The organism is Clostridium sp. CF012 (genome assembly GCF_018861755.1).
Taxonomy (GTDB): domain Bacteria; phylum Bacillota; class Clostridia; order Clostridiales; family Clostridiaceae; genus Clostridium_AD.
In genome coordinates this window covers 51,081-64,740 of the sequence record NZ_JAHLEF010000027.1, presented here as the reverse complement: position 1 = coordinate 64,740, position 13,660 = coordinate 51,081, and the positions used below count along the sequence as shown (strand labels likewise).

General features: G+C 30.0%; 20 protein-coding genes. All 20 read left to right on the top strand.

What is annotated here, in order from left to right:
- On the top strand, positions 1-233 hold a 233-nt coding region (locus KPL50_RS19305), incomplete at its 5' end, for a hypothetical protein (protein WP_216300176.1).
- A gap of 291 nt (positions 234-524) precedes the next feature.
- Entirely contained in the window at positions 525-1,124 is a 600-nt protein-coding gene (locus KPL50_RS19300) for a hypothetical protein (RefSeq protein ID WP_216300175.1), read from the top strand.
- A 154-nt stretch (positions 1,125-1,278) separates the two neighbouring features.
- The gene (locus KPL50_RS19295; protein ID WP_216300174.1) at positions 1,279-1,722 is read left to right on the top strand and encodes a hypothetical protein; all 444 of its coding nucleotides are present in this window, start codon (positions 1,279-1,281) and stop codon (positions 1,720-1,722) included.
- 68 nt (positions 1,723-1,790) lie between these two features.
- Positions 1,791-2,129, top strand: coding sequence for a hypothetical protein (locus tag KPL50_RS19290; protein ID WP_216300173.1), 339 nt, complete (start codon positions 1,791-1,793; stop codon positions 2,127-2,129).
- 243 nt (positions 2,130-2,372) lie between these two features.
- Positions 2,373-3,188 carry a bifunctional 2-polyprenyl-6-hydroxyphenol methylase/3-demethylubiquinol 3-O-methyltransferase UbiG gene (locus tag KPL50_RS19285; protein ID WP_216300172.1) on the top strand — a complete coding sequence of 272 codons (816 nt, stop codon included), beginning with the start codon at positions 2,373-2,375 and terminating at the stop codon, positions 3,186-3,188.
- A 106-nt stretch (positions 3,189-3,294) separates the two neighbouring features.
- A complete protein-coding gene (locus KPL50_RS19280) occupies positions 3,295-3,633 on the top strand; it encodes a 2'-5' RNA ligase family protein (protein ID WP_216300171.1) in 339 nt (112 codons plus the stop codon).
- A gap of 291 nt (positions 3,634-3,924) precedes the next feature.
- Positions 3,925-4,389 carry an RNA polymerase sigma factor gene (locus KPL50_RS19275; protein WP_216300170.1) on the top strand — a complete coding sequence of 155 codons (465 nt, stop codon included), beginning with the start codon at positions 3,925-3,927 and terminating at the stop codon, positions 4,387-4,389.
- A gap of 1 nt (position 4,390) precedes the next feature.
- On the top strand, positions 4,391-5,083 hold the full coding sequence (locus KPL50_RS19270; RefSeq protein ID WP_216300169.1) for a zf-HC2 domain-containing protein: 693 nt from the start codon (positions 4,391-4,393) through the stop codon (positions 5,081-5,083).
- A gap of 49 nt (positions 5,084-5,132) precedes the next feature.
- Positions 5,133-5,534, top strand: coding sequence for a hypothetical protein (locus KPL50_RS19265; protein WP_216300168.1), 402 nt, complete (start codon positions 5,133-5,135; stop codon positions 5,532-5,534).
- Between the two features lie 306 nt (positions 5,535-5,840).
- Positions 5,841-6,500, top strand: coding sequence for a UDP-N-acetylglucosamine pyrophosphorylase (locus KPL50_RS19260; RefSeq protein WP_216300167.1), 660 nt, complete (start codon positions 5,841-5,843; stop codon positions 6,498-6,500).
- 249 nt (positions 6,501-6,749) lie between these two features.
- Entirely contained in the window at positions 6,750-7,715 is a 966-nt protein-coding gene (locus KPL50_RS19255) for a helix-turn-helix transcriptional regulator (RefSeq protein ID WP_216300166.1), read from the top strand.
- Positions 7,716-8,000: 285 nt separating this feature from the next.
- Positions 8,001-8,264, top strand: coding sequence for a hypothetical protein (locus KPL50_RS19250; protein WP_216300165.1), 264 nt, complete (start codon positions 8,001-8,003; stop codon positions 8,262-8,264).
- Positions 8,265-8,347: 83 nt separating this feature from the next.
- Positions 8,348-8,686: a DUF6054 family protein gene (locus tag KPL50_RS19245; protein ID WP_216300164.1), complete on the top strand. Its 339-nt coding sequence runs from the start codon at positions 8,348-8,350 to the stop codon at positions 8,684-8,686.
- Between the two features lie 376 nt (positions 8,687-9,062).
- Complete coding sequence (locus KPL50_RS19240) at positions 9,063-9,305, top strand: hypothetical protein (RefSeq protein WP_216300163.1); 243 nt, start codon at positions 9,063-9,065, stop codon at positions 9,303-9,305.
- A 53-nt stretch (positions 9,306-9,358) separates the two neighbouring features.
- On the top strand, positions 9,359-9,586 hold the full coding sequence (locus KPL50_RS19235) for a DUF3791 domain-containing protein (RefSeq protein ID WP_253200709.1): 228 nt from the start codon (positions 9,359-9,361) through the stop codon (positions 9,584-9,586).
- Positions 9,583-9,882 carry a DUF3990 domain-containing protein gene (locus KPL50_RS19230; RefSeq protein ID WP_216300162.1) on the top strand — a complete coding sequence of 100 codons (300 nt, stop codon included), beginning with the start codon at positions 9,583-9,585 and terminating at the stop codon, positions 9,880-9,882. The genes KPL50_RS19235 and KPL50_RS19230 overlap by 4 nt, the downstream gene beginning before the upstream one ends.
- Before the next feature lie 567 nt (positions 9,883-10,449).
- Entirely contained in the window at positions 10,450-12,123 is a 1,674-nt protein-coding gene (locus KPL50_RS19225) for a hypothetical protein (protein WP_216300161.1), read from the top strand.
- A gap of 45 nt (positions 12,124-12,168) precedes the next feature.
- A complete protein-coding gene (locus KPL50_RS27560; protein WP_290443258.1) occupies positions 12,169-12,297 on the top strand; it encodes a hypothetical protein in 129 nt (42 codons plus the stop codon).
- 51 nt (positions 12,298-12,348) lie between these two features.
- Positions 12,349-12,561: a hypothetical protein gene (locus KPL50_RS19220; RefSeq protein ID WP_216300160.1), complete on the top strand. Its 213-nt coding sequence runs from the start codon at positions 12,349-12,351 to the stop codon at positions 12,559-12,561.
- Positions 12,562-12,592: 31 nt separating this feature from the next.
- Positions 12,593-13,618: a hypothetical protein gene (locus KPL50_RS19215; protein ID WP_216300159.1), complete on the top strand. Its 1,026-nt coding sequence runs from the start codon at positions 12,593-12,595 to the stop codon at positions 13,616-13,618.
- Positions 13,619-13,660 lie beyond the last annotated feature (42 nt).

The following is a 13,660-nucleotide window of genomic DNA, read 5'->3' as shown; positions in this document are numbered from 1 at the left end:
TAGCAGTTAAAGAAGGAGATATAATACGAATAACATCAACAAGATGGGTTCGCATGAGTTTTCCTTTAATTTTTATTATATCCTTGTTTACAATTTTCCTTCCTAATTTAATATATAGATTAACTATATTTTTGATTTTAGGAGCATTGATTGTTATTAGTATATTCTTATTTAATGGATTTCATCTTAGCGTTTTGACAGAGAAAAACGATAATGATATTTCCAAAAATTAACAAAAACAGAAATCTAATTAGTTCGTCTTCTTCTTGAAGTACGTCATAAATAATTGTAAGAATTACTAAATAAATCAGATAAACTGGACGGGTTATGTCTATAATCGACAGTTCCAGAAATGTGAAATACTTTATTGGTAAGGGATTTCAGCTATATCTGAAGACGTTTCTCAGTTAAAAGAGTTATGTTAAACTTATATATTAGGATGGAATGAAGAGATAATTAGGATTATTGTAACGAACAATATTCTTATCATGCGTCACAACAATAATATAAGGGGGCACTTAAAAATGAAAAATAGAAAATCTTTTGTTTTAATAATTACATCCATACCAATTATAATTAGTATATTTCTAGGGTTTTATGCTTTTGAAAGCGGTTGGCGGCTTGATAGATTTTATAATGGAATAAAAGGTATTGATTGGATAATGATTACTGCGATAATCCTTATTATTTTATTAATGACATTTATAATTATCAGTTTCTTACTTAATAAAAAGAAAGCATTTAAAATGATTATTAAATTATATCCACCTAATTACAAAAGGCAATCTAAAATACTTCTACTATCACTGATAATTCTTGTATTTTCAATAATACTAGTATTGTACACTCTATCTATATCAAGCATATTATTGTTTTCTGGTGTAGTTGGAAATTGTGTATTAACTATCTTACCTTTGTATTTCACTAATGGACTTTATGAAAATGGAGTAATGTATTCTGGAATGTTTCATTCATGGGATGATATTATAAGTCATAATTATAAGCAAGATAATATAATTGCATTTGAAACAGAAAATATATTTAAAGAGCGTAGAGAACTTAAGTTTTTTTTCAAATCAATAAGTTGTAATGAGATTGATGAAATAATCCGTAGGAGCATATAATTTTGGATATATCTGTGAATATTAATTAAAAGTTTTATGTAATTCTTTTAAAGACAGAATCTTCAGTTACATCAATCATGGGTTTAGAGTTAGTGCAACATTGTAAGCAACTGTGAAACAAAGATTATTGATATAATAAAAAAGGGGGAGCATTTTGAAAAAGAAAAGAACAATAATTTCTATTGTAACTATTAGCCTCATAATGGCTTTAACTTATATGATAATTGGTAATCCGATAGTAATTGTTAATAACAAGAAACTACAAAGAGAAATTATAAAAGTTAATTCTGATTATGTGGAGTTGAATAAAATTGTGCCTTTTGAGTGGGATACTGTATTTACATTAGAACCATATACAAGTAAAGAACAAATTGAAGAAATCATAGGTTTTAAAAGCAATTCTATTCAAGAAACTGTAAGTGAAGGGATGGTTCAATTACTTTTCGTCAAAGACAAAAGGGTGGTAAGTAGTGTTTGTGGCTATAGCAATACTTTGGGTTATAGAATAGATTTTTTTGAAAGAATTATGTACACAGACAATGCTGTTTTTTCAGTAAAAAAAGATTCTGATATAGTTAGGCTAACCTACAAAAAGTGAGTATCACATGAATTTTAGTTGCTATGGGAATCACTTTCAAAAATTGCAGAGGATATAGGATATTAAGAATGAAGAATGATGTTATTAATTTACTTATAGTTGCTATTATAGTAGCTGTTTATATTACATTAGACAAACTTGGATTATCACTAATCAGTCAAATATATAAAGCAGCTGTGGCTACTATTATATTGATAGTATCATTAAAAGTTATAAGTGATTCAGGAAATAAGATACATATTAGAGTGATAAGTGTGAACATTATTTTAGGATTAATTATGATTTTCGTCCTATTTTTTGTGGATAGTAATGAATATTTATTATGGGGCAGTGCTGTGTGTTTTTTGATTTCTTTTCCAATTGGAATTCTAGTAATAACCATTTATCAAAGCAGAGGTAAGTTTTGAATATAATTAAAATAAGGTGTGATTCAGAGAAATCCTGGCGAGAATAACTTCAGTCTCGGTGCTGAAGATGACATGGTGGCAGTAGTAGAAAGAAGTGTAGAAGAAATGATGGTATATTGGCGTTAAAGTGGGAAATAACTGGTGGTTCAATCTTGAAAGGCGAAACACATTAGTTCCCATAATTCTTAAACTGTGACACAACAGCAGATAAGTGTGTAATAACATTAAAGGGGGATAATCATAATGAAGAAAATAGAACCATACAAGGGAATTGCGGGTACATATGAGGAGATAAGACCTTCTTATCCAGAAAAATTAATTCAAGACGTAATATCAAAGACTGATTTAAAATTAAATGATATGTTACTTGAAATTGGTGCAGGAACTGGAAAAGCAACTATACAATTTGCAGATAAAGGATTTAGAGTTCAAGCAATAGAATTAGGGGAAGATATGGCAGAAATACTAAAAGATAAATGTAATACCTATCCAGATGTTTCAGTGGATGTAGTATCTTTTGAAGAATGGAATTGCCCTAATAATCAAAAGTATGACATGATTTATTCTGCTCAAGCATTTCATTGGATAGACAAAAGTATTAAATATAAAAAGTGCCATGAACTTTTAAAGGATAATGGCTATCTTGTTTTGTTTTGGTATAATCCATGTGATGATAAATTACCTGCAACAATAATAATAGAAGAAAAGGTTGAAAGAATTATTGAAAAATACGTCTCTAAATACTTTACTGCAAAGAGAAAACCTGAAAGGTGTGCACATGATGGAGTATCAAACAATGATGAAAGAAAAACAGAGATAGAAGAATCTGGTTTGTTTGATTTAGTTGAAAAAGTAGAATATACACAAGAAGTGAGAAATAATCCGAGTCAGTATTTAAAGGTAATAAAATCAGTGCCAGCATTTGCTTCTACTCTTGATGGATTAGATAATAAAATTATTGAAAATATGGATAGTGAAATTGAAGAAGTTATAAATAATCATGGAGGATATGTTAACGGGTTGTTTGAATTTTCATTGTACATAACTAAAAAAATATGACATGTTTTATAATGTAGTATGATGCAAATTTATTATAGGTTACCCATATAATATAAATCTGATTGAGGAGTATTTGATAAGAAAAATATGATTTTATAAATAGTAAATGGTAAGCGATGAAGTTGAGAAATATTTTGATTCTTTAGCAGATAATTTAAGTCCATTTGAAGTTTTAGTTACACATACTGATTTAAAAATATTTGGTGATGAAGAAAAAGGTTTCGGTATTATATGGATGGATATTAAAGAGAGCAAAGAATTAAGGGAATTGCATAATGCAATTTATAAATATATTACTGAACATTCATGGGATACAGAAAATAATGATAAATATCATTTTCATTCAACCATAGCATTGGGAGAACAACCTGCTAGTGTATATAAACAGATTTTCAAGAACATCTATGATAAAGAAATTAATCACAACTGCACTGTAAATGAGTAAGAGTTGAATTTAAAATATTTACGAGGAGGATCATAACATAAGCATTTATACTGTGTTTTTAATTAAATTATGAAATGTATATAGATAGGCTGTATTAGTTTATGAAAATGGGGCTTAATGGTATGATATTCCTAAACTTTACGGCGGATTGGTATAATATGATGACACTTAATATTTTCCGTGCTCGGGAAATATGCAAGCGTGTGAAATAGCATGCTTTAATTTATTTTTTGAAAAAATTGTAACGAAAGTTAGTTTCAAGAGTCTTATGCATGAAAGCGAGGTGAAACTGTGATTGATTTTGAAGTTATATACTCTCAATATTTTAATGATGTCTATAAATATGCCCTGTCGCTATGTCGTAATGAAACTTTGGCAGAGGAACTAACTCAAGAAACGTTTTTTAAAGCTTTGAAAAGTATAGACAAGTTTAAAGGAGACTGTAAAATACGGGTTTGGTTATGTCAAATAATGAAAAATACTTACCTTTCACTATGCAAAAAAAATAAACATATTACAAATGAATCTCGTGAAGAAAATGAAGGTGAATGTATTGAGAAAAAGTTAATAAATAGTGAAACTGCGTGGAAAATACATAAAAAACTTCATTTTTTAGATGAACCATATAAAGAGGTTTTCACCTTAAGAGTGTTTGGTGAATTACCCTTTTTACAGATTGCTGAGCTTTTGGGTAAAACAGAAAGCTGGGCAAGAGTCACATTTCATCGTGCAAAGATTAAACTAAGGGAGGGTTAAAATGAAAATTTCATGTGAAATAGTTAAAGATTTACTACCACTCTACTACGATGATGTTTGTAGTAACGAAAGCCGTACCACGGTGAAGGAACACTTACTAGAGTGTGATACCTGTAAAAAATATCTTGATAGTATGAATAGTGACTTCATTCAAACTAATGGTGATAAAGCAGCAGAGCAAGCAAAATCTAATATACTAAAAGGTATATCAAAGAAGCTGTTCAGAAAAAATGTTATGATATCAGCTATTTCAGTTATATGTGCAATTGCTGTATTATTTGGAGGATTTTCACTTATATTTCACTACCAGATACCAATTCCCTACAATAATGGACTAGTGAGTGTTAAAATGGGGAATAACGGAATGCCTGACGTCTCATTTAATGGGGATGATTACTATTGCTCATATGGATGGACCGTGGCAATCGAAAAAGATGGTATAAAGCAAAATGTGGCATATATTTATTTCACTGATTCTATATGGACAAAAAAATTCTCTAAGCCACAAAAGAATAAAGAATATAAGTATTCAATTAACAATATATCATATTACGATTTTAATGACGGTAATGGTGAAATAGAAGTAAAAAAAGATATATCAGCAGTGTATTATCTCAATTATAATGATTCAAAAATATCGTCTGAAGAATTACTAAAGATTCCGTCTAAAGCAGTTCTTCTTTGGGAAAAGTAGACCCATATTACCTATAAGTATTATTAAATTTTAATATGGAGATGATTTTTTGAAAAAGGTAGTAGGGGAAGCTAGACCTGTTCTTGTGGAATTAATAATGTATATTATTATCTTTGTTTTAAAACTACTGGAGTTTATATTCTACAAAGGAATTGCAAGTGGATATCCTAATATTGTTTATCTCATAATGGATTCGGATTGTATACGTGCATCTTCATTCTCATTATTAATTTTTATAATAATATATTTTTATCTTAGAAATAAAACGATAGATAAAAATAAAGTATTAATAATAGTCTTGATATTTACTATTTCTTTAATATATTTAGTTGTAGATGCATACTCATACATGTACCCAACTAATCTGAGAATATCTAGAAGTGTAGGGTTATTATTATCAATAATTACATTTGTATTTATTATTTATAAAGGAAAAATTACAAAACATTAACTTGAGTATATAGTAAAAATCTATTATATATAGTCATAATCAGGATTTAAATAGATATATTAGTCTTAAAAGACTATCTACAATTAATGCAAATTATTATATAGTTTATGAACATAATTCTATGCGAGATAAATCATATACAACGGCATATATAAGAGAAATTGTTAAATATGCCGTAACGAAAAATCAGAAATGAAAATGCAATTTTAATATTACTATAATGAAAATGAATATATTATTTAGGTCACACTCTTCTTATAGTACGCAACTGTAATATATGACGAAATAAAATAGAGGAGGATTAGAATGAAAGTTTCTGTAAACGAACTATTAAACATTGAAGAATTAGATGCAAAAGCCATATTTGAAGGGGTTAAGTACCCTTGGGAAGCTCTAACAAAAATTAAGAATTTTATTTTTGAATACGCAAAAAATCTGCCAACTGATTTTGAAAGAATAGAGGAATTTGTATGGGTTGGCAAAGGTACTACTATCGAAAAGAGTGTTCTTATAAACGGTCCAGCGATTATCGGTTATAATTGCGAAATCAGGCATTCCGCTTACGTTAGAGACAATGTTATCATTGGTAATGATGTTGTAGTTGGAAACTCCACTGAAATTAAAAATTCAATCCTCTTTAATAAAGTGCAGGTTCCCCATTACAATTATGTTGGTGATTCAATATTAGGGTATAAAGCCCATTTGGGAGCAGGTGCAATAACCTCCAATTTAAAATCCGATGGAACATTAGTAAAATTAAAATATGGTACAGATATTATTGAAACTGGTTTAAGGAAATTTGGTGCTATTGTAGGCGATTTATCGGAAGTAGGATGTAATTCGGTTTTAAACCCAGGGACAGTAATAGGAAAAGATAGTATTGTTTATCCATTAAGTTCTGTAAGAGGTTATATTCCAGGAAAGAGTATTTTGAAAAATAATGGTGAAATTGTAGAGAGAAAATAAAGTCAATGAAGGAGTAGCAAATAAAATGGTTTTTAAAGAGATTATTCAACCACAAATTATTTTTATAGATGAAAATTTAAGATTAAGAAATCCCGATGATAGAGATATTAAAAACCTCATATTGTAGTCCAGACGCAAAGATGCAGAACTTAAAATACAAAAATGAAATAACAGCAAGTAAAATCAAGCAGTAATCTCTCTATTTCTTTATAATGAATGTAGGGTGATTGAAACGAGGTGAACAGACGAATGTACGAGTGGAAGAAGCAAATTCAAATAATCGTTGATGAAATTGACAAATGTATAAAAAATTATAATGGTGAAGCCTTGACACTACGCTTTCTTTCTCGCAGGTTGGGTTATTCTGAATTTTATACAACGAGAAAATTCAAAGAAATATCGGGTATGCAATTTAGGGATTATCTGCGGCATAGGAAATTAGCCTTTGCACTAAAAGAGGTTCGGGATAGTGAAAAAAGCCTTTTGGATATTGCTTATAATTATAGTTTTTCATCACATGAAGCTTTTACCAGAGCTTTCAAGGGAACATATGGTGTAACTCCAAGTGATTACAGAAAAAAGCCTAAGCCTGTCGTTCTTCGTACAAAAATAAACCCTTTCGACCGCTACTTTTTAGGATTAGGAGAGATTGGTATGATGAAATCTACAGATGATGTTAAAATTTATTTTGTAACCATTCCCGCACACAAATTTTTGCACATTAAAAACTATGAGAGTAATGGGTATTGGGATTTTTGGCAAAAGCAAAGTCTTATTCCGGCACAGGACTGTGAAACAATTTGCGGCTTACTCGATAGTATCAAGGGCAAATTGGATGACGATGGTGGGAACGAGTCTAACAGCGGCAGCGGTCAGATTATGGCGTACATTAACGACCCGGACGGCAGACTCTGTGATTGGGGTATTCCACGCACAGAGTGTTACGGTACACGTCTTTCTTTTGATTATAAAGGCGAAGTACCACCACAAATGCTTATGATTGATGTTCCCGAAGCCGAGTATATTATTTTTGAACATGGGCCATTTGATTATGAGCAGGAAAATTGTAGTGTAGAGGAAACAATTGAAAAGGCAATGGCAACTTTTGATTTTGCAGGCACTGGCTACTGCTTTGATACTTCCCCTGGTAGAATAATTTACCTTTATCATAATCCGGAACGGTTTTTTAAGTATATCAGACCAGTGCGAAAGTAAGTAAAATTGACTGCCTATCCACTATTGTTTCTAACGAGAAACCTAAACTGGAAATAACAAATTCCAGTTTGTAGGGTTTGAATAACATAGTTTTATCTTAAGTTATGTCGCATCTTTCTAAAAGTCCATCATAACCAACTGTAAAGGTTGTGTCTATAATGGAAAGTACAAAAGATGTGAAAAACTTGATAGGTGTAAGGCATATAAAGGATATCTTAAGGCGTTTTTCAGTTGAAGAGTTGTGTCGAATTTGTAAAATATTGTGAATTAGTGGGGGGAAAGATTATGAAGTCAATGATATGTAAAAACCCAGTAATATCTGTAGTTGTTATAAATATAATTACTTTCATTATGTGTATGTATGCAATAAGCGAAAGGGCATATGCCGTTACAATGTTAATAATGGTAGTAGCCATTGTAAATAGACGAATTATTGAGAATGGAGAAAATATTGATAAACAAAAGAAAACTACAATGTTTATCAGTTTCTTTTTAATAGTGATTATTCAATTTGCTTATGCTATGTATATGATATACTCAAATCATTAATGCGTTATAATATACAATATTCATAACGAACGACACAAGTAGTAACCCAATATCAAACGAACTAAAACTAGGGAGGATGTAGCATGGCAAAGTATGAAAAGATTATTAGGGGTCAATTTGAGGAAACACTTCATCATTTGGAAAATGATATTGGTAGCAGTGGTATAACTATGAATTTAGTTGATGAAAGCAACTACAATTATGGAGACACAAATGTAGCAGTTAGGGTATATGATAAATATTTTATGAGGAACGGCAATAGATCAAGTTTAAGCCTTACTGTGGTAGGCACAGGTAGTGATGTTTTTATTTCTGCAATCGGTGCTGGTGGAGGAAAAGGTATTGTTTTTAACTTCAGTCTCGGTGCTGAAGATGACATGGTGGCAGTAGTAGAAAGAAGTGTAGAAGAAATGATGGTATAATTCTTACTGAGTTATTCAGTTGCAACATAGAGTTGCGATAACGTATTTAAATTTAATTAGAATTTTGTTAAATTTAAAAAGATTCTAATTAAATAATTAACTGAAGTATGTTTTAATACACTGAAACCACTGATTTCTATGCAATTAAGTCTTAGTTAAGAAAGTTGTCAAATCTAATTAAGTTACTTTAGCCTTAACAAAATGGTCCCATTTTATACTAGGGCTCCTGACTCATAAAAGCTATCGAAATGTATTAAACATTTTGATAGCTTTTTTAATTTAAGAGATTTTACAACGCAAATTTTTATATTGTCCTAGCATAAATCTTTTAGGACTTACAGCTACTGCATCCCTTAATGTATTAAAGGATATTTTAGTGGAATTTGATGCGGGGCGTGAAAATGTAAAAACTATATTAGAATATACAAGGCCAGAATTACAATTTAAGATTTATAGGGATAGTGGGGACAATAGTGAAAATAAATATAGATCATTAGAAAGCTTAATGGACATGTTTGATAAAAAGTCTGTATTTCAAGTTAATGATAAAAAAACTAAAAGTGGACTATGGCTTTTGGTATTTAAAGATGGTAGGCTGAGTAGTAAATGTTTCTTTTAATAAGAAAATGACTATAATAATAGTAGGTAAACTAATAGTGGAGAGTGATTAAGATGTTAAGAGAAAGAGATTTAAATATAGTTAAATATATGGTGGTATGTGTTAATGAATTTGCAGATAGATTAAATATAAATGGAAAAGAAGCTTTTAATTATCTTAATGAGCATAAAGCTATTAATTTCTTGCTGGATAATTATGAAATAGAGCATACTTTAAGCATCGATGACGCTGTAGATGATATGATCATAGTGTCTAAAAATAATGGGGGTAATATACAATGATTTTGTATCATGGTTCTAATATTATGATTCAAAACATTGACCTAAATAAATGTAGACCATACAAAGACTTTGGTAAAGGGTTCTACTGCACAACAATAAGGAGTCAAGCTGAATTGATGGCTAAGAGAGTTGCAGCTATTTATGGAGGGACTCCAACAGTTACGGAGTTAAGTATGTCGGAGGACATTTCCAAAGATGAAAATTTAAATATAAAGGAATATGAAATGCCATCAAAAGAATGGGCTTTATTTGTATTAAATAATAGAGAAAGTTCTTCCTATTTATATGAGATTTAAAAAGATGAGATTAAAGATGGATGTCTAAATCAGAAAGAGATATAAGCTAATAAAAAAATAGAAGATGTCCAGAAAAGCTATTAAAAATGTAATAAACATTTTTAATAGCTTTTCTATTTTTATATTTTTACAAGACAAATTTTTATCTTTGCAGAATGATACTATATAAATATAATCATAGAAATATGTAAACGCATATAGTTGTGAGCAGGTAACCTCATTTTAATTTCAAATATGACAGTATTCCCCTAATTTAGCAATACTAATGTGATAGAGTGGAATTAATAAAATTTTTTAAAATAAAAACTTGAAGCCAGATTCAAAAGTTAACAGTGTATATAATCGTACTAGTTTTAGTGTTTTTGATGTATTAAAGAAGCTTTTTAAATAACAACAAAGGCGTATGGGGATATTGCAATGTGTTTAGGACTTGCCACGTGGGTGGCACCAGAGGAGAAGGCCGTTACAGTTAGGTAGTAGAATAATCCAATGGTAGGCATTATATGATTTTGGATCTTAGCCTAGGGAATATAGATAACTTGGTAATAAAGAGGGGGAGTGAGCATAGTGGAAAAAGCAGAAGCTTATATTAATAATGAATGGATAGAGATTTATCCAGAGTACTGGTTAATGAGTAATAGTTCTGTTATATCTAGTTACTTATATCATACGCCAGTTAATAAGGTGAAGTTAAGGTGCTGTGGATGTAAAGAAGAAGTCTTTATATGTGCTTTGGGAGACGGAATGAAGAAAAATCCATACTTTGCACATAAACAATTTAAAGAAGAGGATGATGATACTCATGATTGTAACTTAAGAACTTCAAATGAAGGGTATAAAGAAATTTTTAAGTTTGAAAAGCCTAGAGCAAACACTTATGAAAGCGCTCTCCATAGAGAAATGAAAAGGTTTGCAGTTTCAAAATTTTGGAGTAAAGAAAACAAATACGTGGTTTTAAAAGATGAGGATATATATACCTACAATAGAGAGGAAAACACTAAATTGAGGGCTGATCTATTAGCAGCTCCATTGAATAGTGTTAATGCTAACCCGATTCAAAGAACTGAACAATATATTTTTGAAGGACAAACTATGAAAAACTTACTTTCTGTTAGTCATATTGATAAAGCAATAGAATATAAAAAAGTAGGTTTTTTAGAAGAAAATATTATAAATGCATATACAATCGATCACTTAAATAGAGCAACATATATTTCAAATAACTACATAGACATCTTAAATCTTCAAGGCTTAGATAAAACTGAAATTGATGAAAGAATCGGTACTAATAAAGAGAAACGTGGTTCTATCATAAATATGCTTGAGCAAACTTCAGTAGATGAAATAAGTGGGTATTACGCATTTCATGCAGATGCAGAGTTCTTATTAGCCCTTAAAGATTATAGTAATAATCATTTGCTATTTATGTATATACCAATTACTGGAGAGGTAAATGAGTTAGAAGAGAAAAATAAGCATAAAAGAAGATTAATATTGGCTAGTGTACTTGATACAATAACTATAAAAGATGATTATTGTGTAATAGCATACTTGTATTTTAAAGATATTACTCATATTACTGATATAACTGAGTATCAGAATGAAGTTTCTATGTATAAGAATAAGACCATAGAATTCTGTCAAAATTCCTTGCGTGATATTGGGAAAAGGTATGTAGATGATATTAATAAAAAAGATAAGGAAATTTTAAGTGTTACTACATGTAATAGAAACTTGCAAGATAGTATTAATAAAATTCAATTTGAGTCTCAGAAACTAATTACAGAAAAAGAGAATGAAATAAATGCTTTAAAAACAGAAAATAGTGAGTTGAATATATCCTTATCGCAAAGAAAAGAAGAGATTTCAAACCAGATTGAACTTAAGTTAAGGCAAGATTTAAAAAATGAATATATGGATTTGGAAAAATTGAAAAGTGAATATGGTTTAACTTATGATGAAGTGGCTGAGATAGTTGAAAGAAATATTAAAGAAGAACTTGGAAAGCAATATAGTCGTAAATATGCTTCATTAACAGATGGACAAGCAAATGCGAGTAAAATGGCAAATTGCAGAGGGAATCACATAAAATATCTAATGGAAGTAAAAAATTATTCTGAAGCAAAGATAAGCAATAATATAAAATGTCCTAATATATCAGGTGTAGCTTTAAAAGGGTATATGGAAGAATATTTAAAAACGCAAATGTCTATATGTGCAAAATGTGAAAAATATAAATAACGTGAAATAATTATCAACCAGTTAAAAATTATTCGCATTTATTTTATGATTATGGAAAAACAAATGAAGAAAGTTCAAGGATTGTTGAGTACAGATAGTTTCTTATTAAATTTAGTTAGTTCTAATATAGAAACCGAGGCTACAAGAGGAACTCTAGAACAAAAGTTAACCTAATAATTCCACTATATTTTTTATTGATAGGAAAGCTAATTTTCTGTATGCTTATTGAACCCGAAATCGTTCACAGCTTTAGGGAGGGTATTAGGTGAAGGACAGCTTGCAGCTGATGGAGAAGCTGAGGGAACAATTACCTTCGAAGTACCAAAGGAAAGCACGAGCTTGACATTTATGTTCTACGCTAACGATGAGGCAATGTTAAAATTTAAAGTAAAGCAAAGTAAAGTAAATAAAGGCTCGAATCACCAAGTATGTTTGTAAAAACAGGACAAATGGAAAAAGGTGGCTGAATATGAAGACAACAATGAAACAAAGCATAGAAATATATCTAAGTACAATAAAGAACTCAAAAGAAAAAGCAGTATGCATTGTGCTTCTGGAAAATAATTTTCTTAATAGCATTAACAGTTTATTAAAGGATAGGGTAAAAGACAATGAATTTGTGGTAGATATAAAACCGAATTCTTCTGATTGGATTATACTTGTAGACGCGGTGGAGAATACAATGAGGCATTGCCAGGATAAAAGGAAAAGTTATGATCGGTTAAAATTGTATTTTACCTGGTTAAATAGAAATTATGATACATGCTTTATGCTTGATGAAATCTGCCCAGATAGAAAGGCCTTTGGATCGGATATAGAAAGGCAACTAGATATTATAAAATATCTACAGGGAACACCAAAGACAATGGAAATGCTTAAAGAACACTATTGGTTAAATGAAAAAAATATTAGACCAGACTTGAATGCCCTTGAAAATGGAATCGAATTTCAAAATCAGAAGATAAAGATAGAAGTAGATAGAGAAAGAAGCAGTGACGGTAGGCAGGAGTTTAAGTATAGTTCTACAGCACATCCCGTGTTTATGCCACTTAATCTTACTCAGGTATATGCACTAACTGTTGGAATTAAAAAGATTTCAAAGGATACCCAATATGATAATATACTTAATGATTTAAGCAACTGGGTTTATTCTCAGCTTTCAGATTATGCAAAACATATTATAAAAGAATCTATAGAAAAGTGGGAGGAACCTATAACTTTTGAAGATAGGAAACAAGAGTATAATAGTGAAAAACAAATATTTGCTGAAAACTTGCTTAATAGGTATCACTACTATGAGAAGTGCAGCCATATTGTAAGCATTACTTATGCCTCTGATGATAAAGTTTGTATAGTAGAGGGAAGGGTACGAGTTAAAGATTCTTATAATATACAAGTTATCTCTAAGGAAAAAGTTGAAACTTTAATACCTATTGAAAATATTATGGAAGATAAAGAAAGTACGCTTAGCGCCCGAAACTCCTTTAAATATTAATATATTATATACTCATACACAATAATTTGTAGGGAGAGGATA